The sequence below is a fragment of the Bradyrhizobium sp. SZCCHNRI1009 genome (assembly GCF_032487575.1).
Taxonomy (GTDB): domain Bacteria; phylum Pseudomonadota; class Alphaproteobacteria; order Rhizobiales; family Xanthobacteraceae; genus Bradyrhizobium.
In genome coordinates this window covers 162,076-181,957 of sequence record NZ_JAUEUL010000002.1, presented here as the reverse complement: position 1 = coordinate 181,957, position 19,882 = coordinate 162,076, and the positions used below count along the sequence as shown (strand labels likewise).

18 protein-coding genes and 1 riboswitch are annotated in these 19,882 nt (G+C 66.8%); of the genes, 12 read left to right on the top strand and 6 right to left on the bottom strand.

Annotated features, from left to right (window positions below):
• Nucleotides 1-31: 31 nt before the first annotated feature.
• The gene (locus QX010_RS04395) at nt 32-1,696 is read left to right on the top strand and encodes an aminotransferase class III-fold pyridoxal phosphate-dependent enzyme (protein ID WP_410051924.1); all 1,665 of its coding nucleotides are present in this window, start codon (nt 32-34) and stop codon (nt 1,694-1,696) included.
• Between the two features lie 249 nt (nt 1,697-1,945).
• On the opposite strand, the gene QX010_RS04390 is transcribed toward QX010_RS04395, so the two are convergent.
• From QX010_RS04390 to QX010_RS04380, 3 genes are all read right to left on the bottom strand, one after another.
• A complete protein-coding gene (locus QX010_RS04390) occupies nt 1,946-2,578 on the bottom strand; it encodes a hypothetical protein (RefSeq protein ID WP_316177869.1) in 633 nt (210 codons plus the stop codon).
• A gap of 146 nt (nt 2,579-2,724) precedes the next feature.
• Complete coding sequence (locus QX010_RS04385; protein WP_316177867.1) at nt 2,725-3,414, bottom strand: class I SAM-dependent methyltransferase; 690 nt, start codon at nt 3,412-3,414, stop codon at nt 2,725-2,727.
• Between the two features lie 50 nt (nt 3,415-3,464).
• Nucleotides 3,465-4,520, bottom strand: coding sequence for a glycosyltransferase family 1 protein (locus tag QX010_RS04380; RefSeq protein ID WP_316177866.1), 1,056 nt, complete (start codon nt 4,518-4,520; stop codon nt 3,465-3,467).
• Nucleotides 4,521-4,876: 356 nt separating this feature from the next.
• Here QX010_RS04380 and QX010_RS04375 point away from each other — a divergent pair, with 356 nt between their 5' ends.
• From QX010_RS04375 to QX010_RS04360, 4 genes are all read left to right on the top strand, one after another.
• Nucleotides 4,877-5,575 (top strand): L,D-transpeptidase, encoded by a 699-nt coding sequence (locus QX010_RS04375; RefSeq protein ID WP_316177864.1) that lies wholly within the window; start codon nt 4,877-4,879, stop codon nt 5,573-5,575.
• 244 nt (nt 5,576-5,819) lie between these two features.
• Nucleotides 5,820-7,457: a DUF4403 family protein gene (locus QX010_RS04370; protein WP_315804380.1), complete on the top strand. Its 1,638-nt coding sequence runs from the start codon at nt 5,820-5,822 to the stop codon at nt 7,455-7,457.
• A gap of 317 nt (nt 7,458-7,774) precedes the next feature.
• Entirely contained in the window at nt 7,775-8,515 is a 741-nt protein-coding gene (locus QX010_RS04365; RefSeq protein ID WP_316177862.1) for a response regulator, read from the top strand.
• Between the two features lie 24 nt (nt 8,516-8,539).
• Entirely contained in the window at nt 8,540-9,946 is a 1,407-nt protein-coding gene (locus tag QX010_RS04360; RefSeq protein ID WP_316177860.1) for an ATP-binding protein, read from the top strand.
• A 70-nt stretch (nt 9,947-10,016) separates the two neighbouring features.
• Here QX010_RS04360 and QX010_RS04355 read toward each other — a convergent pair whose 3' ends face one another.
• From QX010_RS04355 to QX010_RS04345, 3 genes are all read right to left on the bottom strand, one after another.
• Nucleotides 10,017-10,553, bottom strand: coding sequence for a PRC-barrel domain-containing protein (locus QX010_RS04355; protein ID WP_316177858.1), 537 nt, complete (start codon nt 10,551-10,553; stop codon nt 10,017-10,019).
• A 687-nt stretch (nt 10,554-11,240) separates the two neighbouring features.
• A complete protein-coding gene (locus tag QX010_RS04350; RefSeq protein WP_316177856.1) occupies nt 11,241-11,507 on the bottom strand; it encodes a hypothetical protein in 267 nt (88 codons plus the stop codon).
• Between the two features lie 164 nt (nt 11,508-11,671).
• A complete protein-coding gene (locus tag QX010_RS04345; protein WP_316177854.1) occupies nt 11,672-13,159 on the bottom strand; it encodes a hypothetical protein in 1,488 nt (495 codons plus the stop codon).
• Nucleotides 13,160-13,373: 214 nt separating this feature from the next.
• On the opposite strand from QX010_RS04345, the gene QX010_RS04340 reads away from it, so the two are divergent.
• The 7 genes from QX010_RS04340 (at nt 13,374) to QX010_RS04310 (ending at nt 19,867) form a co-directional block, all read left to right on the top strand.
• Nucleotides 13,374-14,165 (top strand): lytic transglycosylase domain-containing protein, encoded by a 792-nt coding sequence (locus QX010_RS04340; protein WP_316177852.1) that lies wholly within the window; start codon nt 13,374-13,376, stop codon nt 14,163-14,165.
• Nucleotides 14,166-14,243: 78 nt separating this feature from the next.
• A riboswitch (TPP riboswitch) is annotated at nt 14,244-14,355 on the top strand.
• Entirely contained in the window at nt 14,343-15,356 is a 1,014-nt protein-coding gene (locus QX010_RS04335; protein ID WP_316177850.1) for an FAD-dependent oxidoreductase, read from the top strand. (Overlaps the previous riboswitch by 13 nt.)
• The gene (gene thiS / locus QX010_RS04330; protein WP_316177849.1) at nt 15,347-15,544 is read left to right on the top strand and encodes a sulfur carrier protein ThiS; all 198 of its coding nucleotides are present in this window, start codon (nt 15,347-15,349) and stop codon (nt 15,542-15,544) included. The genes QX010_RS04335 and thiS overlap by 10 nt, the downstream gene beginning before the upstream one ends.
• 128 nt (nt 15,545-15,672) lie before the next feature.
• Nucleotides 15,673-16,455, top strand: coding sequence for a thiazole synthase (locus QX010_RS04325; protein WP_316177847.1), 783 nt, complete (start codon nt 15,673-15,675; stop codon nt 16,453-16,455).
• Nucleotides 16,442-17,050, top strand: coding sequence for a thiamine phosphate synthase (locus tag QX010_RS04320; protein WP_316177845.1), 609 nt, complete (start codon nt 16,442-16,444; stop codon nt 17,048-17,050). Before QX010_RS04325 ends, QX010_RS04320 begins: the two co-directional genes overlap by 14 nt.
• Before the next feature lie 380 nt (nt 17,051-17,430).
• Nucleotides 17,431-19,332 (top strand): phosphomethylpyrimidine synthase ThiC, encoded by a 1,902-nt coding sequence (thiC, locus tag QX010_RS04315; RefSeq protein WP_316177844.1) that lies wholly within the window; start codon nt 17,431-17,433, stop codon nt 19,330-19,332.
• Nucleotides 19,333-19,480: 148 nt separating this feature from the next.
• Nucleotides 19,481-19,867 carry a RidA family protein gene (locus QX010_RS04310; RefSeq protein WP_316178443.1) on the top strand — a complete coding sequence of 129 codons (387 nt, stop codon included), beginning with the start codon at nt 19,481-19,483 and terminating at the stop codon, nt 19,865-19,867.
• Nucleotides 19,868-19,882: the final 15 nt, after the last annotated feature.

The window sequence follows — 19,882 nt, the reverse complement described above, 5'->3', positions numbered from 1 at the left end:
CTGTCAGCAGGAGTGGTTAGCGCTTTTGGACATGATGGAAAACTCGATTCCTTATGTATCGCTCGCCGTTGGCGCTGCCGTGACGGCCGCCATGGCCCCGAAGGTCAAGGCCCGCATCGAGCTGTCGCGCGCCAAGCACCGCTCGCTGGCCGGCCATTCCAAGTTGTCGCGCCGGATCTCCAGGCTGATCCCGCGCTATGAGTTCGAGATCGACGACTTCTTCCGCTCTGACGGCGCGCCGCAGGCGGTCGCCACGAAGCGCCAGGACGGCTTCTTCCGGCTCGGCGCGCTGTTCCAGGAGAAGTTCGCCAAGAGTCGCGCGCTGACGGCGGAAGCCGCAAGCCGCATCTCCGACCTGCAGTTCACCCAGAGCTACCGCGTGCCTTTCCAGTACAGCCGTCTGGTCAAGGAGCAGCTCGGCGCCGGCTCGTTCATGCAGGCCTCCTCGGGCGTGACCCTGACCGATCTCGACGGCAACGTGTTCTACGACCTCACCGGCTCCTACGGCGTCAACATCTTCGGCTACGACTTCTACAAGGAGTGCATTGCGGCGGCCGAGCGGCGCGCGAGCGCGCTCGGCCCGGTGCTGGGACTCTATCACCCTGTCGTCGCCGACAATGTGAAGCGGCTGACCGAGCTGTCCGGCATGGACGAGGTCTCGTTCCACATGTCCGGCACCGAGGCGGTGATGCAGGCGGTGCGGCTCGCCCGCTACCACACCGGCCGCAGCCATCTCGTGCGGTTCGCCGGCGCCTATCACGGCTGGTGGGGCGACGTGCAGCCTGGCGTCGGCAATCCGATCGCCCCGCACGAGACCTACACCTTGGCCGAGATGTCCGAGCGGACGCTGCACGTCCTGCGCACGCGGCGCGACATCGCCTGCGTCCTGGTCAATCCGCTGCAGGCGCTGCATCCGAACGGCAACGCGCCCGGCGATTCGGCGCTGGTCGATTCGTCGCGCAAGGGCCGCTACGACCGCGAAGCCTATACCGTATGGCTGAAGCAGCTGCGCGAGGTATGCACCGAACGCGGCATCGTGCTGCTGTTCGACGAGGTCTTCCTCGGCTTCCGGCTCGCTCCGGGCGGCGCACAGGAGTATTTCGGCATCACAGCCGACATGGTCACCTACGGCAAGAGCCTCGGCGGCGGACTGCCGATCGGCGTCGTCTGCGGCAAGCGCGAATTGATGCGCCGCTTCCGCGACGACCGCCCGGCCGACATCTGCTTCGCCCGCGGCACCTTCAACTCGCATCCCTACGTGATGGCGGCGATGGACGAGTTCCTGAGCCGGCTCGACAGCCCCAACTTCCGCGCCATCTATGACGGCCTGGATGAAACCTGGAACGGCCGCGCCGCGCAGCTCAACGCCGCGCTGGCCGAGCATGATTTGCCGGTGCGCGTCTCCAACCTGCAGTCGATCTGGCTGGTCGAGTACACCGTGCCGTCGCGCTACAATTGGATGCTGCAATACTACCTGCGGGCCGAGGGCCTGGCGCTGAGCTGGGTCGGCACCGGTCGCTTGATCTTCAGCCTGAACTACACCGACGCCGATTTCGCCGAGGTGACCAAGCGCTTCGTCACGGCGGCCGACAAGATGAAGCAGGACGGCTGGTGGTGGAATGACGGCACGCTCACCAACAAGGCGATCAAGCGCCAGATCCTGAAGGAGATGCTCGGCGCCGCCTTCGGGCGGTGAGGCCAGCGCCTCCCCCGCTTGCGGGGGAGGTCGGCAGGCTCGCAGAGCCCGACGGGCGCGGGCCGCGGCACGACGCGCTCTCACGGTGAGCGGAGCAAGCCTGCCCCCTCCCCAGCCCTCCCCCGCAAGCGGGAGAGGGAGCGCACCGCGCGTGTCGCAATAGCTCACGTCCGACCTCAAGCGTTTCCTCACAAACACCGATGCCCGGGACCGGCCCGGGCATCGCGCAACTCTGACACCTCGGTCCGATCAGGCGTGCTGCTCTTCGAGGGTCTCACCCATGAGATGCAGGCCGGGATCGATCAGTTCGCCGCGCAGCAGCGCCAGCGGCGCCGAGCGGTACTGCATGAAATCGTTGAACGGGTCGGTGATGATCTTGGTCATCCAGACGAGGCCGGTCTCGACGTCGCGGATGAAGAACAAATGGATGGTGCGGAACAGCAGGCCGCCGATGCCGATCACCAGCCAGAGCTTGGCGGTCTCGCGCACGAACTCCATCGCCGAGGTCCAGGGCGGCAGCAGGCCGAACAGCGTCGGCTGCAGATAGAGCACCACGGGAGCCGCGGCCCAGATCGACATCAGCACGACCTTGCGCTGCAGATTGTAGCCGACCTTGATCTCTTCCTTGTGCTCGTGGGTCGCCTGGTTGACGTGATCGTAGCCCTTCGGCTCGAAGAAGAAGTGGCCCGCCTGGCGCGAGGTCATCGACACCAGCCAGCCGATCAGCGCCGAGACCAGCGGATCGAACACCATCATCACATAGGCGATCATGAAGCTGAGCGCGCTGACGAAATGGAGGCTCTGGTTGATGCGGCTGTGATGATAGTAGCGGTGGTCGTCCCAGCGCTGGATCCGCAGCTGCTCCAGGAAATGCTTGATCATGGTTGCTCCGAAGAATGAGTTGCAGGTCGTGTACAGGGATTCGGTGTAGATCGTGTGACATCATCAAGATGTCACACGATGGGACGCGGCGAAACGTTTCGGACTATGGAGAGCGCCGCAGCTGCGGAAGAGAGCCGGCCGCGGCCTCAGGCCGCGGCGGCACGCTCCAGCTTGCGGAAGCGGACCAGCGAGAAATGGCCGAGCGGCGGGATCAGGCGGCGCTCGACCAGCTCCATGCGCTGCGCGCCGGCGAGCCAGCGCATGTAGCGCGACCAGCCGAACTCGGCGGTGCGGAAGCCGAGCCGCCGCACGACCGGCTGCAACGCCTGCTCGATCACGCGGCGCATGCCGTCATCGGCGCTGACGCGGGTCAGGATGATCAATTCGCCGCCCGGGCGCAGGACGCGGGCAAACTCATCGAGCGCGACCTCCGGGTTCGGCACGGCGGTGACGACATATTGCGCCATCACGACGTCGAAGGAGTCGTCGGGGAAATCGAGCTGCTCGGCGTCCATCACCGCGAGACCCTCGACGTTCTTCAGCCGCTGGTCGGCGACGCGGCGCATCGCCTTGCCGAGCATCGCCTCGGAGATGTCGGTGCCGAACACGCGCACATTCGGCGCATAGAGCGGCAGCGAGATGCCGGTGCCGACACCGACCTCGAGCACGCGGCCGCCGAGCTTGTTGGTGGCTGATATCGCGGCCTTGCGGCCCTTCTCGAACACGCCGCCGAACACGAGGTCGTAGATCGGCGCCCAGCGATCATAGGCCTGCTCGACCTGCTCGCGATCGAAGTCGAGCTCCCGCGCGCCGTCGAGCTTCATGGTTTCTGCCATCGTTACATCTCACTTGGTTTGGAATTGATGGAGTGACGCAAGATCCGCCGTCAGCCGCGCACCGCGCTCTGGCCGGCCAGCACCGGGGTCGGACGCACGACGCGGGACGGCTGCAGCACGGCGAGATTGCCGATGAACTGGCGCGCACTGTTCTCCCAGGAGCGGTCGAGCGCGAACGCGCGGCAGCTCTCGCGCGACATCGTCAGCGCCTTCAGGCACGCCGCGCGCAGATCCCAGTCGATCGCCCCGATCGGATGATCGGCGATGACGTCGAGCGGACCGGTGACGGGGAAGGCCGCGACAGGCGTGCCGCAGGCCAGCGACTCCAACTGCACCACGCCGAACGTATCGGTCAGGCTCGGAAACACGAAGACGTCGGCAGCCGCCATGTGCGCGGTCAGGTCCTTGCCGGTCTTCTCGCCGAGGAAATGCGCTGTGGGGAAGCGACGCTCCAGCTCCGCCTTCTGCGGGCCGTTGCCGATCACGACCTTCGAGCCCGGCAGGTCGAGCGACAGGAACGCCTCGAGGTTCTTCTCGACCGCGACGCGGCCGACCGTCATGAACACCGGACGCGGCAGATCGAGCGCGACCGGCTCATCCGGATTGAACAGTTTCGTATCGACGCCGCGGGTCCAGAAGCCCAGTTTCTTGAAGCCGCGCGACGCGAGGTCCTGCTTCAGCGAATTGGTCGCGACCATGGTCATCGCGGCCGCGTCGTGGAAGCGGCGCATCACCCAGTAGCCGACGGCATCGGGAATGCCGGTGCGCACCGAGACATATTCCGGGAAGCGCGTCGTGTAGGACGTCGTGAACGGCAGGCCGTGGCGCAGGCAGTAGCGACGCACCGCCCAGCCGATCGTGCCTTCGGTGGCGATATGGATTGCATCCGGTGCTGCGGCCTCGATGCGCCGGGCAATCTCGCGGCCGTTGGTCACGGCGAGCCGCAGGCCCGGATAGGTCGGCACGCCGAACGACGGAAAGCCTTCCGGTGTGAGGAAGGTGATGTCGGCGCCGAGGCCTGTGGCCGCGCGCGCGAGCGAGGTGAGCGTGCGCACGACACCGTTGACCTGCGGGTGCCAGGCGTCGGTTGCGATTAAGATCCGCATAAGGCGATCCGGAAAGTTGCAGCGATTCTGAACCGCCGCAAATTCCGACATTGTTATTTCAGGCGTGTGACGTCATCGAACTGTCGAAGGGTCTTTTTGCCCGCCAACTGCTGTTTTCCCCGCGATCCGTGGCCGTCCGGCGCGGTCGTTGTCGTGAAACCGTCATGAAACAAACGGTTAAGCCGACGAAACCGTTTTGCGTGCAGTGCGCAAACGCAACGAAACTTTTCTCTCCTATGAGTTGCAGCATCGGGCGCGGTCAATGCGCCGAAAGGAATGATGACAGGCAACTGATTTTGACGACGCCGGCCGAGACGAGAGCGGCGCGCACCAAGCGATCAAACAAGGGGACGTCCATGTACACGTCGGGCACAGTCGGTTTCCAATCCCGCATCCTGTTCGCTGCACTGATCGTCGGCACGTTCGCTGCGGCAACGCCGACGCAAGCCGCACCTCCGGCCCCGCTTCCCTTCCCCTTCCTGCTGCCGCCGCCGATGGCAACCTATGAGCCGCCGGCGACGGCGCCGCAGCTGATCACGCCGCGCGAGGACGAGGCGACCGCCTATGAGTTGCCGGCGCGGCTGCGCCGCCAGGTCGTGAGCTATTCGACTCGCGAGGCGCCGGGCACGGTCGTGATCGATACGCCTAACAAGTACCTCTACTACGTGCTCGGCAGCGGCCAGGCAATGCGCTACGGCATCGGCGTCGGCCGCGACGGCTTCACCTGGTCGGGCGTGCAGTCGGTGACCAGGAAGGCGGAATGGCCGGACTGGACGCCGCCGCCGGAGATGATCGCACGCCAGCCATATCTGCCGCGTCACATGGCCGGCGGTCCCGGCAATCCGCTCGGCGCCCGCGCGATGTATCTCGGCGGCACCGTCTACCGCATCCACGGCACCAACGCGCCGGAGACGATCGGCACCCATGTGTCGTCGGGCTGCATCCGCCTGACCAACCAGGACGTGATCGACCTCTATTCCCGCGTCAGCGTCGGCGCCAAGGTGATCGTGCTGCCGATGGAGCGCCGCGCCGATCTCGGCCGCATGACACGCTAGCCCGCGCCGCTCGTTCCTTCCTCCGGATCCTCCCTGACTGGACCGCCGAGGCCCAAAAGCCGCGGCGGTCATTTCTTTGCGCGCATGTCGGCGTTCACCATCACGGCCGATTGATGATGATCCGCGTCACGGGCTGCCCTGGCGCGCCTCCGTCCGGCCCTGTAAGCTCGGCAATCTTGTATTAACCGCGATCTCGCCGCTTCCGGCATGGGCCGGCGTGGCAGCTGGAGTCCGTGGATCCGACATGAACCTTCCGACACCGCGACCGGATTGGCAGAGCAGGCCGCATCCGCTCGCCCCGAGAACGCAGCCTCCGCCGCGGCGCTCGCCGCCCCGGCTGCGGCTGATCTTGATCGGCGCCGCCGGCCTTGCCGCCATCGTGCTGGTCGGCATCATCATCGTGGAGGTGTTTCTGTTCTCGGGCAGCACGCCGGCGCCGCAGCTGACCCAACTGCCGCCGCTGCCGCCGGCCACGCGCAATTCGATCATCATGACGCCGGTCTCGATCTCGCTCGGCGCGATTCGCGACGCCGCCGAAAAGGCCACGCCGCGCAATTTCGCCGGCAAGGCCGACAATCCCGTCAACCAGATCCTGCAGAATGCCGACATCGGCTGGACCGTCACCCGCGGCGCCATCGCCGCCACCGGCACCCAGGACACTCTGTCGCTGGCGACGCCGCTCTCGGGCCGGCTGAACGTCACCGGATCGCTGTCCGCCAAAGCAACCGGCGCGCTCGGCGACGCCATCGGCGGCCTGCTAGGCTCGGATGCGGCCAAGCAGATCGGCGGCATCAACATCAAGAATCTGAACGCTACCGCCGACATCAAGGGCAACGTGCTGATCGCGATGCGGCCGCGGCTGGCCGCCGCCTGGTATGTCGAGCCGAACTTCACCGCCCAGGTCAATCTCGGCGACACCGCGCTGACCGTCGCCGGCGCCCGCGTCAACGTGCCCGCGCAGATGAAGCCGGTCATCGACAAGACCGTCAACGACCAGCTCAGCGCGCTCAGCGACAGGCTGCGCAAGGACCCGACCGTGCGGCGCGTGGCGCAGGCGCAGTGGGCCCGCGCCTGCCGCTCGGTGCCGCTTCAGGGCACCACGCCGGGACTGCCCGCGGTCTGGCTCGAGATCAAGCCGACACGGGCGCTGGCCGCGCAGCCCGCGATCGATGCCAACGCCGTCAGCGTCACCATGGGAATCGAAGCGGAGACCCGGGTCACGGCCGCCGAGACCAAGCCGGAGTGTCCGTTCCCGGACAAGATCACGATCATTCCACCCACCGCCGGCGCCATCAACGTCGCGGTTCCGATCGACGTCCCGTTCACCGAGCTCAGCAAGCTCGTCGACTCGCAGCTCGCCGGGCGGACGTTCCCCGAGGACGGCTCCGGCCCGGTCGCGGTCACGGTGAAGCACGCGACCGTCGTGCCCTCGGGCAACCGGCTGCTGATCTCGCTGCAGGTGAAGGGCAAGGAGAAGGAGAGCTTCTTCGGCCTCGGCGCCGACGCGACCGTGCACATCTGGGGACGCCCCATGGTCGATCAGGCGCAGCAGATCCTGCGGCTGTCGGACCTGCAGCTCGCCGTCGAATCCGACGCGGCGTTCGGCCTGCTCGGCGCCGCCGCGCGCGCCGTGGTGCCGCATCTGCAGCGCGCGCTGCTGGAACGTTCGGTGGTCGATCTCAAGCCTTTCGCCGACAACGTCCGCGACAAGATCGCGACCGCGGTCGCCGAGCTGCAGAAGAACGAGAACGGCATCCGCGTCGATACCGACATCAACAACCTCGCTTTGACCGACATCGCCTTCGACGCCACCGTGCTGCGCGTGATCGCCTCGGCGGAGGGCACGATGTCGGTTCGAGTCAATACGTTGCCGGGACTGTGACGGGCCGTTTCGGAATGTCGCATCCCGTCGCTGCGGGCGTTCGGATCGTGCAACGACCGGCAACGATTCAATCGGGCCTGACCTGGTCTGCGGCCACTCACGAATGTCCGCACCGTTTCCGGTAACCCGATGCAGCCGCATCGCGCGAGCGTGCTGCGGCCCCGAGGCCATACGTTTCGCGAGGCTTGACGCGCCCTCACGGAAGCCGCAACACGGCGCAGAGAGATGTTGTCGGGCCTTGTCCGCGCGCCCGTCGCAGGAAACATTCCGTAACAAAATTCTTCGCAAAACGCCGCGATTCTAGGTCACTTGTCGGTATGGCCCAGACACAACCACACATTCTTGTCGTCGAGGACGACCGCGAGACGCGGACGCTGATCGCGAAATATCTGCGCAACAATGCCTGCAACGTGACCACCGCGACCGACGGCCGCGAGATGACCCGCATCATGGGCGACCACCGTGTCGATCTCCTGATCCTCGACGTCATGCTGCCCGGCGAGGACGGCCTGACCTTGTGCCGCAAGCTGCGCGCGGAATCGCAAGTGCCGATCATCATGCTCACCGCGCGCGGCGAGGACGTCGACCGCATCCTCGGACTGGAGATGGGCGCCGACGACTATCTGCCAAAGCCGTTCAATCCGCGCGAGCTGCTCGCCCGCATCAACGCGGTGCTGCGCCGGCAGGCGGCCGCGATGACGGCGAGCGCAACCGAAGGCGCGACCGCGCTGAGCTTCCTCGGCTGGACGATCGACTTCCGGCTCCGCGAACTACGCAATCCCGAAGGCGCGCGCGTCGCGATGACGAGCGCGGAATTCGATCTGCTCCGCACCTTCTGCGAGCGGCCGGGCCGCGTGCTGTCGCGCGACAGCCTGCTCGACCTGACGCAGGGCCGCAACGCCGGCTCGTTCGAGCGCTCGATCGATGTGCTGGTCAGCCGCATCCGCCGCAAGATCGAGCCGGACCCGCAGGAGGCCACCATGATCAAGACCGTGCGCTCCGGCGGCTACATGTTCACGCCCGTCGTCGAGGTGGTGACCGGCCCGCAAAGCCATTGACCGGCCGGATCGAATGGCGATGTCATGATGTCGTTCGGCTTTCTCAACCTCAAGGGAATCCGCGGCCAGATCACGGCGCTGGTGGCCATTTCGATCGTGGCGCTCCATGCCATCATCACGGCGACGTTCCTGATCTATCGCGCCGAGCAGCCCGACCCCGAAAACGAAGTCGGGCCGTTTCAGCTCGCGACCGCCATCCGCATTCTTGGACGCGCGCCCGCTGCCGAACGGCCGCGACTGATCTCCGACATTGCCCGCGCCTATCCCGAGTTCGAGCTCAAGCCTCACGCGGGACCTCTGCCGGATGGCCGCCGGCGCGAGCCGGCCGGCCCCGACGTCGAGGCCGGGACCGGTGGCGACGAGCGCCACCCGGCGCCTCAGGAGATGGCCGACGGACGGCCTCACGGTCCAGGCGGCTTTCGCGGCCTTGGCCCCGGCTATCGCATCTTCATGCCGCCGCCCGGCTCCCAGACGCGCACCGTCGTCTTCGCCCTTCCCGACGGCAACATGGTCTCTGCGCGGATGGCCGACCGGCCACACCGGCCACCGTTCTGGGGCGCCCCCTGGCTGACGACGATCATGTTCGCGCTGATCAGCACGACACTGCTCGGCCTGTGGGCGGCCCGTGCGCTGACCTCACCGCTGTCGAGCTTCGCGAAGGCTGCCGAGAGCTTCAGCCTCGATGGCGATGCCACTGCCCTGCCCGAGCGCGGACCGGAAGAGATCCGGTCGCTGGCGCGCGCCCTGAACCGGATGCGCCAACGCATCACGGCGCTGATGAACGACCGGACCAAGATGCTGGCGGCCATCAGCCACGATCTGCGGACACCGCTGACCCGCATGCGGCTGCGCTGTGAGTTCGTCGAGGACGAACTGCAGCGCAATCGCATGCTGGCCGATCTCGATCAGATGCATGCGATGCTGGGCTCGGTGCTGTCATTCCTGCGCAACGGCCGCAAGCTCGAGCCGATGACGCTGGTCGATATCGCGAGCATCCTGCAGCTCGTCGCCGACCAGTTCGCCGATGTCGGCCACAGCGTCACCTATGTCGGCCCGGCGCACGCGATGGCAACGGTGCGGCCCGACGACCTGATGCGTTCGGTCACCAACCTGGTCGAGAACGCCGTGAAGTACGGCAAGGAAACCGTGATCAGACTGTCGGCGTCGGGGAAGTGCCTGACGATCGACGTGGAGGATGACGGACCGGGGATCGCCGATGCGCGCAAGCCCGACATGCTGGAGCCGTTCGTGCGCGGCGACGATGCCCGCAACATGGACGAGGCCACCGGGTTCGGCCTGGGCCTCTCGATCGCGAAGGCGATCGTCCAGGCGCATGGCGGCGAGCTGTCATTGCACGATCGCAAGCCGCGCGGGCTGATCGCCCGCATCGAGCTGCCGCTCGGCCAGACCACCTTGCGCCCCGCAGCATGACGCGCGAACGCGCCCGGACGGATCCGGGCGCGCCGCGATCGAGACGATCGACTAATCGTCTGTGACGCCGTTACTCCGAGTACTTGAACTCGGGCATCGCCTTGAGCTGGTCCTTGGTCGCGTTGATCATCGCATGGTCGGGATACCAGCGGTTCTTCGAGCTCATCGACGAGGACGACGTGCCGGTGGCGGCACCGGTCGTCGTGGTCGAAGCCGGCGGGTTGGTCGACGAGGTCGTGCCAGAAGCCGGAGCGTTGGAAGCCGTGGTCGACTGCACCGGCTGATCCGAGAACTTCACCTGGTCGAAAGTGACCGCGACGAGGTGCTCGCCCATGCCGAGGAAGCCGCCGACGCCGATCACGACGCCCTTGACCGCGCCGCTCTTGTCGACCAGCAGGTCGTCGATCGAGCCGACGTTCTCGTTGTTGTTGTTGTAGACCTTGACGCCGACGAGCTTCGAGCTGCGCCAGTCGCCCTGATAGGACGCAGCGGTGGTGTTGCTCTTGATCGTGGTGCTGGTCGTGGTGGTGGTGCTCTCCGCAGCGAAGGCGGCGGTCGCGAGCAGCAGGGAACCGGCGAGGCCGGCCGCAACAGTCTTCATCACCATGTGGTGTCTCCTCTCAGTGAATGGTGACGAGAGAACGGCAATGGACAGTCGGCGTTCCCAGGGAACCACGATTTCGTCACGCTGCGCGACAAGCGGTCTCACTGCGACGCGGAAGTGTTAGTTTGTGACGGTTCGGGTGGACATGGCTGACGTCGTCAGTACGGTATGACGCAGGTGCGTGGAGCTTGTTAGCTGCTGACCGCGGTGACGGTCGGCTCCCGCTCCCTGTTCTTACGGGGAGAGGGTTGGGGTGAGGGGCAGCCGCACCGGTGGTGGGCATGGTGAGACCTGTACCCCCCTCACCCGGATTGCATCTTCGATGCAATCCGACCTCTCCCCGCTTGCGGCAGGGCGATCGCATATGGTGAAAGAGGCTGGGCGCGCCGTCTTTTCGCGACCATCCTTCGAGACGCCCGCCTTCGGCGGGCTCCTCAGGATGAGGGCCTTTCTCCGCCGCAAAGCTGTTGAACCTCATGGTGAGGAGCGTCGCTCTTGCGACGCGTCTCGAACCATGAGGCCATGAAGGTTCCGCCCAGGAAAACCATATGCGATCGCCCAGCCGCAAGCGGGGAGAGGTCGAGCGGAGCAAGCCGCAATCGCCGTACTCACATCGGCATCAACCGATAGACCATCTGTTCAGCATTCCGTCCAAGCCAATTGAATTGCTCGGCTGCGGGACGCCTACCCCTACGCCGCCATCGCGCCGTCCTGATCGACGGACTCGGCATAGAAGGCGATGGTTTCGTACCGATAGTCGCAGAGGCGGCAGTACCAGAGATACGCGGTGCGGCGGCCGTCCTTTTCGACCCAGGACGGCAATGCGATCGCCTCGCCACATTGGGCGCAGGGATTGTTTCGCGGCAGATCCACGACGCGAACCGTGGATGGCGTCGCGTCGATGTCGAATGAACGGTCAATGCTGGGTGAATGATCGTCGGCTGCCTTCACGGCCATGACGCGCTCCCTCTCTGTTCAGTCTTCTTGAATGAGTCAGGTTGAATGAGTCAGGCATGCTGTCGAACTGACGGCCGCGATCTTACCCGCGCGGCGGCGGATTTGCACGCGCCGGGATGCCGCGCGACATCCAACCTCACGCGGATGGGATCGACGTCTTTGATTCAATTGCCGTCGGAGGTGACCGCCGGTTCCGCGACATGGCGGGCGCCCGCCTTGCGCAGATGGATGGTGGCGATGTCGTCGGCATAGACCTTCTGCCAGCCGTCGACGTGATCGAGCAGCTTGGTCGCAGCACTCTGGGTGCGCAGCAGGGTCGCCTCGATGTCGTAATCCTTGAGCAGGCGGAACAGATTGTCCGGCTCCATCAGGCCGGAGGCGGCATTGTGGTCGACGAAGAACTTCTCGCCATAGAGCTCGGTGCGGCCGTCGATGAACGGTGCGACACCGGCTGAGATCAGGTAGCCGCCGAAATCATAGTCGTTGAGCACCCGCGTGAGGTTGAGCTTCTTCAGCTCGGTCACGGCCGCGACGGGGGTGCCGCGCATGTTCGGCGCGTAGTTCAGGATCGCGGCCGACGCGATGGTGCCGGCGCCGAGCGCGAGCATCACTGCCGCCGTCAGCGCCGCGCCCGGCGCGCGCGCCTGCGGCGGCACGGGCGACGCGCCCGCCTGCCGCGCCAGAGGCGCGGCGAGCACCAGCGGGCCCACCAGCGCCAGGATCTCCGCCGCGCGCGCCTGCGCCAGCGCCATGTGCAGCAGGCCGAGCAGCATGAGGATGCGCACCGTCGGCAGCCTGAGGCCATTGAACAGCGCGAACCCGATGGCGATCAGCAGGCAGATCTCGAACGGACCGAGCCCCTGGAAATCGGTCGCCTTCCATTCCACGATCAGCGGCAGCGCCTGACCCAGCGAGAGGATCTTCTGCGACGCCAGCAGCGCATTCCAGCCATAGGGCGTGCAGCAGCTCGCCACCAGCGCGAGCGCTGCAAACCCGGCCCAGCGCAGCGCGAGGCTACGGCGGGCCGAGGCATCGGCATTGACCAGCGCGTCGAGCGCGGCGGGCGCGATGAAGAACAGGCCGAACACGAATCCGCCATGCAGATTGGCCCACAGCGCGATCAGCAGCACCAGCGGCCATGGCGGCGCGGCCTTGCGATCGGCGGCATCGACAAGTCCGGCGATCCAGGCCACCAGAATCGGAAACGCCAGCACATGCGGCCGCGCCAGCAGATGCGGCAGGCAGAGCAGGAACGCCGCGACCACGAACACCAATGTCGTGGCGTCGCGCAGATGCCGGCTGAGGGCGCGCGCCAACAGCGCGAAGGACAGCGCGGTCGCCGAGGCCGCCAGCACCACCGGCCCGGTCCAGCCGGCGAACCTGTAAGCGGCGGCATAGGCGACCTGCGCCAGCCACTGCGTGGAGATCCAGGGCGCGCCGCGCATGGTGAAGGAATAGACGTCGACCTCGGGCACCGCGCGGTGGTCGATGATCCACTGCCCCACCGTGATCTGCCACAGCGTGTCGGGATCGTTGAGCAGCCGGTTGCCGGAGATCAGCAGCAGCGCATAGACGCCGGCGCCGACCCATAGTGGCAGCAGCGCCTGCGTGCGCCCGGCGGTCGCTTCGGTGTGGGTGACGGACAGCGTCATCGCGGCAGGGCCCCGTTGGCGGAATTGCTCCGCCAGCCAAGCATGCACGGCATAATTCGCGGTAAACCGCCGGCGCATCCGCACTCGCCCGGCGTCTCCGCCCCATTATTGCCACATTATCGCCCGGCGTTCGCGCCAATTACGGTGTGCAAAGTGTAAAGCGCGTGCTGGGGGGCTGCTCGGCATGCGTGTGGTTCCCGGGGGATCCTGACACATGAGACGTCTTGTGCTGACGGCCTGCATTGCAGGCTTCGCGATGGCTGGTCCCGTGCCGTTCGCAATGGCTGCCGATGATGCGAGCACCGCATCGGACAATGCAGCCAAGCCGAAGGCCGGCAAGGTCAAGCTCGCCCATGTCCGCTCCGACGGCACCAGGGAGCTGGCCGCACGCAGCGCGGTGACCAAGGCCGCGCGCGAGGTCGAGGCGATCGAGGCCGTCAGCAGCGCCGACACCTCGCCGCCGATGGACGCCAATGCCTCAGCGCCCGCCGACACCGACGCCATCCCGGCCGCTGCGGCCGAGCCCCGCGAGGCCGAGCGCAGGGCGGCCGAGACCAAGCCGCGCCACATCGACACCGGCCATCCGCACATCGACGCGCTGGTGGCGGTGCACGCCGCCGCCAACAACATTCCGGAATCGCTGATCCACCGCGTCATCGTGCGCGAGAGCAAATACCAGAAGGACCTGGTCGGCCGCTGCGGCTGCATCGGCCTGATGCAGATCAAGCTCGGCACCGCGCGCGGCCTCGGCTACACCGGCGACGCGCAGGGCCTGCACGATCCGAACACCAATCTCACCTATGGCGTGCGCTATCTCGCCGGCGCCTACCGTGCCGCCCACGGCGACCACGACCGCGCCGTGCTCTACTTCGCCAGGGGCTACTACGAGGAGGCCAAGCGGCAGCGCCTCGCCGACGCGCGGCCCGCCGGCCGCTCCGAGCGCACGAGCGGCCCGCTCGACATCACCCCGAAAATCGCGACCGGCCGCCACGCGCGGGCGCACTGACGGCGCTTGGTTCCTCACCGCCCCAAACTGTCTTTCCGTGACACTCCGTTGACACGGGGCCGTATCGGTCTATTTTAAGCGCGTTCCGAGGGGAGCTCCGAGGGGGAGCTGAGATACCGCAGCGTGATGCGGTGACCCTTTGAACCTGATCCGGGTCATGCCGGCGAAGGGACAGGGATGCAGCAGACAACCACGCGCGGGGATGTCCCCGTATCCATCATCGGTGCAGGCATCGCGGGTGCCTGGCAGGCGCTTCTGCTCGCGCGCGCGGGCCGCGAGGTCACCCTGCACGAGCGCAGCGATTCCGACCTGGTGCTCTCCACCAGCCATTGGGCCGGCGGCATGCTGGCGCCCTATTGCGAGAGCGAGGTCGCCGAGCCGATCATCAGCCGCCTCGGCCTCGCCGCGCTCGACATCTGGCGGCGCGAGCTGCCGGACACGCCGTTCAACGGCTCGCTGGTGATCGCGCATGCCCGCGACCGCGCCGATTACGACCGCTTCGCCCGCCGCACCTCCGGCTATCAGCGGCTCGACGCGCAGCAGCTTGCCGCGCTGGAGCCGTCGCTGGAGGGCCGCTTCCGCGAGGGCCTGTTCTATCCGACCGAGGGCCATGTCGAGCCGCGCCGCGTGCTGCCGAAGCTGCATCAGCGCATCGTCGAGGCCGGCGGCCGGGTGCTATTCAACAGCGACGTCACGGCTGACGACCTCGACGGCCTCGTGATCGACTGCCGCGGGCTGGAGGCGCGCGACGCCGAGCCCGAGCTGCGCGGCGTCAAGGGCGAGATGATCCTGATCGAGACCGCCGAGGTGCAGCTCGCGCGGCCGGTGCGGCTGATGCATCCGCGCTTCCCGCTCTATCTGATCCCGCGCGAGGACAATTTGTTCATGCTGGGCGCGACCTCGCTCGAGGCCGAGGACACCGGCGTCAGCCTGCGCTCCGCTCTGGAGCTGCTCGGCGCCGCCTACTCGGTGCACCCGGCGTTCGGCGAGGCCCGCATCCTCGAATTCGGCTCGGGGCTGCGGCCGGCCTATCCCGACAATCTGCCGCGCATCACCATCAAGGGCGAGCGCGAGATCCGCGTCAACGGCCTCTACCGCCACGGCTTCCTGATCGCGCCGGCGCTGGCGCAGGCGACCTTGAACTATCTCGCGCACGGCCAGATCGACAACGAGGTGATGCGATGCGCGTGACCGTCAATGGCGAGGCCCGCGACATCAACGCGACCAGCGTGACTGCGCTGTTGTCCGAGCTGGACTACGAGGGCACCCATTTCGCCATCGCGCTGAACTACGACGTCGTGCCGAAGAGCCGCTGGTCAGAGACGGCATTGAAGGCAGGCGACGAGATCGAGATCATCACCCCCCGGCAGGGAGGGTGAGTGATGGCCGTGAGACGCGCGCTCGCCCGCCACTTGCAGCTGTCGTCCTTGCGAAAGCAGCGACCCATAGCCACCCGCCGCGGTGATAGCGCCGGGACGACCACCGTCCGCAACGACGGAGACAACTAATGCCCACCTTCTACGACAAGACCTTCGCCTCCCGCCTCCTCATCGGCACCGCGCTCTACCCCTCGCCCGCGATCATGCAGGACGCGATCCGCGCCTCGGGCGCCCAGATCGTCACGGTGTCGCTGCGGCGCGAGGCCGCCGGCGGCAAGACCGGCGACGCGTTCTGGAAGCTGATCAACGCGCTCGACGTCACCGTGCTGCCGAACACCGCCGGCTGCCGCAGCGTGCGCGAGGCGGTGACGACGGCGAAGCTCGCGCGCGAATTGTTCGGCACGAGCTGGATCAAGCTCGAAGTCATCGGCGACAACGACACCCTGCAGCCCGACGTGGTCGGTCTCGTCGAAGCCGCTGATATCCTGATCAAGGACGGTTTCGAGGTCTTCCCCTACTGCACCGAGGATCTCACGGTCGCGATGCGGCTGGTCGATGCCGGCTGCAAGGTCGTGATGCCCTGGGCGGCGCCGATCGGCTCGGCCAAGGGCATCACCAATCGCGATGCGCTGAAGCTTTTACGCGACCGCCTGCCCGACATCACCCTCGTGGTTGACGCCGGCCTGGGCGCGCCGAGCCACGCCGCGGAAGCGCTCGAGCTCGGCTACGACGCCGTGCTGCTCAACACCGCGGTGGCAAAAGCCGCCGATCCCGTCGCGATGGCCCGCGCCTTCCGGCTCGGGGTCGAGGCCGGCCGCACCGCCTACGAGGCCGGGCTGATGGACGCCCGCGATTTCGCCTCGCCCTCCACCCCTGTCGTTGGGACCCCGTTCTGGCATGCCGTATCCTGACCGCTTCTATCCCGTCGTCGACAGCCTCGCCTGGGTCGAGCGCCTGACCAAGCTCGGCGTCGGCACCGTCCAGTTGCGCGCCAAGGACCTGAACGACGGCGAGGCGCTGCAGATCGTGACCGACGCGCTCGCCATCACCAGGGGCACCGCGACGAAGCTGATCGTCAACGACTACTGGCGCGCCGCCGTCGTCGCCGGGGCGGAGCACGTCCATCTCGGCCAGGAGGATCTGGCGGAGGCCGACGTCGCCGCGATCAAGCAGGCCGGCCTGACGCTCGGCCTGTCGACGCATGACGATGCCGAGCTCGAGACCGCGCTCGCCGCCGAGCCCGACTACGTCGCGCTCGGCCCGATCTTCCCGACGACGTTGAAGGCGATGCGCTTCGCGCCGCAGGGCGTTGCGAAGATCAGCGAGTGGAAGAGGCGCGTCGGCAACATCCCGCTGGTCGCGATCGGCGGCATCAAGCTGGAGCAGGCCGCGGAGATCTTCGCCGCCGGCGCCGATTCGATCGCCGTCGTCAGCGACGTCACCCAGAACCCCGACCCCGACGCCCGCGTCCGCGCCTGGCTCGATGCGACCAGGGAGCCGGCCTGATGCGCGCAGCATTTGCGAATGCCTCTGACAGTGATTGGGCCCTGACGTCGCCCCGCTCTCCGTCGTTCCCTCCCCCCTTGTGGGAGAGGGCTAGGGAGGGGGGTAGCGCCGGGGTCACTGGGTGCGGCTCACCCCCCTCCCCAACCCTCCCCCACAAGGGGGGAGGGAGCCTGAACAGTCTGCGTCCCTCACAGCGCCAAATCATCTCCGCTCGGCATACGCGGCGAGCCAATGTGAGCCGCAACTCTCTCCATCGTCATTGCGAGCGGAGCGAAGCAATCCAGGGCCGCGCGTGCCGCCCTGGATTGCTTCGTCGCTCCCGCTCCTCGCAATGACGGCCCCCATTCACTCCGACAACAACAATTGAGAAGGAGGACCCCATGAACATCCGCTCCAATCCCGACACCACCCTGCCCGCCGTCACCACCGGCCCGCTGCCGTCCTCGCGCAAGATCTACGCCGTGCCCGACTCCGCGCCCGATTTGCGCGTGCCGCTGCGCGAGATCATTCTCTCCGAAGCGGCCTCCGAGCCCAACCTGCCGGTCTACGACACCTCCGGTCCCTACACCGATCCCTCCGTCACCATCGACGTCAATGCCGGCCTGGCGCGCGCCCGCTCCGCCTGGGTGCGCGAGCGCGGCGGCGTCGAGGAATATGTCGGCCGCGACATCAAGCCGGAGGACAATGGCAATGTCGGCGCCGACAAGGCGGCGAAGGCGTTCACCGCGCATCACAAGCCGCTGCGCGGCCTCGACGGCCACAAGATCACCCAACTCGAATTCGCCCGCGCCGGCATCGTCACCAAGGAGATGATCTACGTCGCCGAGCGCGAGAATCTCGGCCGCAAGACCCAGCTCGAGCGCGCCGAGGCCGCGCTCGCCGACGGCGAGAGCTTTGGCGCCGCCGTCCCCGCCTTCATCACCCCGGAATTCGTCCGCGACGAAATCGCGCGCGGCCGCGCCATCATCCCCTGCAACATCAACCACGCCGAGCTGGAGCCGATGATCATCGGCCGCAACTTCCTCACCAAGATCAACGCCAATATCGGCAACTCGGCGGTGACCTCGTCGGTCGAGGAGGAGGTGGACAAGATGGTGTGGGCGATCCGCTGGGGCGCCGACACCGTGATGGACCTCTCGACGGGCCGCAACATCCACACGACGCGGGAATGGATCCTGCGCAACTCGCCGGTGCCGATCGGCACCGTGCCGATCTACCAGGCGCTGGAGAAGTGCAACGGCGATCCGGTGGCGCTGACCTGGGAGCTCTACAAGGACACCCTGATCGAGCAGTGCGAGCAGGGCGTCGACTACTTCACCATCCATGCCGGCGTGCGCCTCGCCTACATCCACCTCACCGCGAGCCGCGTCACCGGCATCGTCTCGCGCGGCGGCTCGATCATGGCCAAGTGGTGCCTCGCGCATCACAAGGAGAGCTTCCTCTATACGCATTTCGAGGAGATCTGCGACATCATGCGCAAGTATGACGTCTCGTTCTCGCTCGGCGACGGCCTGCGCCCCGGCTCGATCGCGGACGCCAACGACCGCGCGCAGTTCGCCGAGCTGGAGACCTTGGGCGAGCTCACCAAGATCGCCTGGGACAAGGGCTGCCAGGTCATGATCGAGGGCCCCGGCCACGTGCCGATGCACAAGATCAAGATCAACATGGACAAGCAGCTCAAGGAATGCGGCGAGGCGCCGTTCTATACGCTCGGGCCGCTGACCACCGACATCGCGCCCGGCTACGACCACATCACCTCGGGCATCGGCGCCGCCATGATCGGCTGGTTCGGCTGCGCCATGCTGTGCTACGTGACGCCGAAGGAACATCTCGGCCTGCCCGATCGCAACGACGTCAAGACCGGCGTCATCACCTACAAGATCGCCGCCCACGCCGCCGACCTCGCCAAGGGCCACCCCGCCGCACAGCTCCGTGACGACGCCCTGTCGCGCGCCCGCTTCGAGTTCCGCTGGACCGACCAGTTCAACCTCGGCCTCGACCCGGACACCGCCAAGAGCTTCCACGACGAGACGCTGCCGAAGGAAGCCCACAAGGTCGCGCATTTCTGCTCGATGTGCGGCCCAAAGTTCTGCTCGATGAAGATCACCCAGGACGTCCGCGACTACGCGGCAACGCTGAATGATCCGGCGACGGTCGGCATGACCATCTCCGGCACCATCGCGGACGGCATGGCCCAGATGAGCGCCAAGTTCAAGGAGATGGGCGGCAGCGTATATCTGGACGCGGAGAAGGTGAAGGAGAGCAACAAGGCGTTGTCCTGACGCCCGCTCAGCTCTCTCCGTCGTCATGGCCGGGCTCGACCCGGCCATCCATCAAGCCGGGCGCAAGCCCGGCTTTTTGTTAGATGAACTCAAAGATATGCCGCAGAATTTTGGCCTTACTCTCCGCACACGAGGGAAGAATATCTTCATGCCCATCCACCACATCCCCGCCCCGCCGCACGTCAAAGCCCCGCCGCTGTCTTTCGGCACCCGCGTCGGCGATCTCCTCTTCATCTCCGGCATTCCCGGTTTCGACGCTGACGGCAACCTGCCCGATGAGTTCGACGCGCAGTTCGCCAATGTCGTGACCAACTTCACGCGCGTGCTGAGCGAGGGCGGCGCGAGCATCCGCGATCTCGTCAAAGTCAACGTGCTGCTGACCCGCGCGGCCGACGTGGCGGCGATGAACCGGCTCTATGCCGCGGCGTTCGGGCCGGCGCCGTATCCGGCGCGCACCACCTGCGTGGTGGTGGCGCTCCCCGATCCGAAGATGCTGATCGAGATTGAGGGTGTCGCGGCGTTGGCGACGGCGTAGCGATGTGGAGGACGC

What these genes read in the sequence shown, in the direction of transcription:
- thiC (WP_316177844.1), top strand. Translation starts at nt 17,431, where the DNA reads ATGAACATCCGCTCCAATCCCGACACCACCCTGCCCGCCGTCACCACC.
- QX010_RS04360 (WP_316177860.1), top strand. Translation starts at nt 8,540, where the DNA reads ATGATGTCGTTCGGCTTTCTCAACCTCAAGGGAATCCGCGGCCAGATC.
- QX010_RS04380 (WP_316177866.1), bottom strand. Translation starts at nt 4,520, where the DNA reads ATGCGGATCTTAATCGCAACCGACGCCTGGCACCCGCAGGTCAACGGT.
- QX010_RS04340 (WP_316177852.1), top strand. Translation starts at nt 13,374, where the DNA reads ATGAGACGTCTTGTGCTGACGGCCTGCATTGCAGGCTTCGCGATGGCT.
- QX010_RS04345 (WP_316177854.1), bottom strand. Translation starts at nt 13,159, where the DNA reads ATGACGCTGTCCGTCACCCACACCGAAGCGACCGCCGGGCGCACGCAG.
- QX010_RS04375 (WP_316177864.1), top strand. Translation starts at nt 4,877, where the DNA reads ATGTACACGTCGGGCACAGTCGGTTTCCAATCCCGCATCCTGTTCGCT.
- QX010_RS04365 (WP_316177862.1), top strand. Translation starts at nt 7,775, where the DNA reads ATGGCCCAGACACAACCACACATTCTTGTCGTCGAGGACGACCGCGAG.
- QX010_RS04320 (WP_316177845.1), top strand. Translation starts at nt 16,442, where the DNA reads ATGCCGTATCCTGACCGCTTCTATCCCGTCGTCGACAGCCTCGCCTGG.
- QX010_RS04310 (WP_316178443.1), top strand. Translation starts at nt 19,481, where the DNA reads ATGCCCATCCACCACATCCCCGCCCCGCCGCACGTCAAAGCCCCGCCG.
- QX010_RS04370 (WP_315804380.1), top strand. Translation starts at nt 5,820, where the DNA reads ATGAACCTTCCGACACCGCGACCGGATTGGCAGAGCAGGCCGCATCCG.
- QX010_RS04390 (WP_316177869.1), bottom strand. Translation starts at nt 2,578, where the DNA reads ATGATCAAGCATTTCCTGGAGCAGCTGCGGATCCAGCGCTGGGACGAC.
- QX010_RS04395 (WP_410051924.1), top strand. Translation starts at nt 32, where the DNA reads ATGATGGAAAACTCGATTCCTTATGTATCGCTCGCCGTTGGCGCTGCC.
- QX010_RS04335 (WP_316177850.1), top strand. Translation starts at nt 14,343, where the DNA reads ATGCAGCAGACAACCACGCGCGGGGATGTCCCCGTATCCATCATCGGT.
- QX010_RS04325 (WP_316177847.1), top strand. Translation starts at nt 15,673, where the DNA reads ATGCCCACCTTCTACGACAAGACCTTCGCCTCCCGCCTCCTCATCGGC.
- QX010_RS04385 (WP_316177867.1), bottom strand. Translation starts at nt 3,414, where the DNA reads ATGGCAGAAACCATGAAGCTCGACGGCGCGCGGGAGCTCGACTTCGAT.
- QX010_RS04350 (WP_316177856.1), bottom strand. Translation starts at nt 11,507, where the DNA reads ATGGCCGTGAAGGCAGCCGACGATCATTCACCCAGCATTGACCGTTCA.
- QX010_RS04355 (WP_316177858.1), bottom strand. Translation starts at nt 10,553, where the DNA reads ATGGTGATGAAGACTGTTGCGGCCGGCCTCGCCGGTTCCCTGCTGCTC.
- thiS (WP_316177849.1), top strand. Translation starts at nt 15,347, where the DNA reads ATGCGCGTGACCGTCAATGGCGAGGCCCGCGACATCAACGCGACCAGC.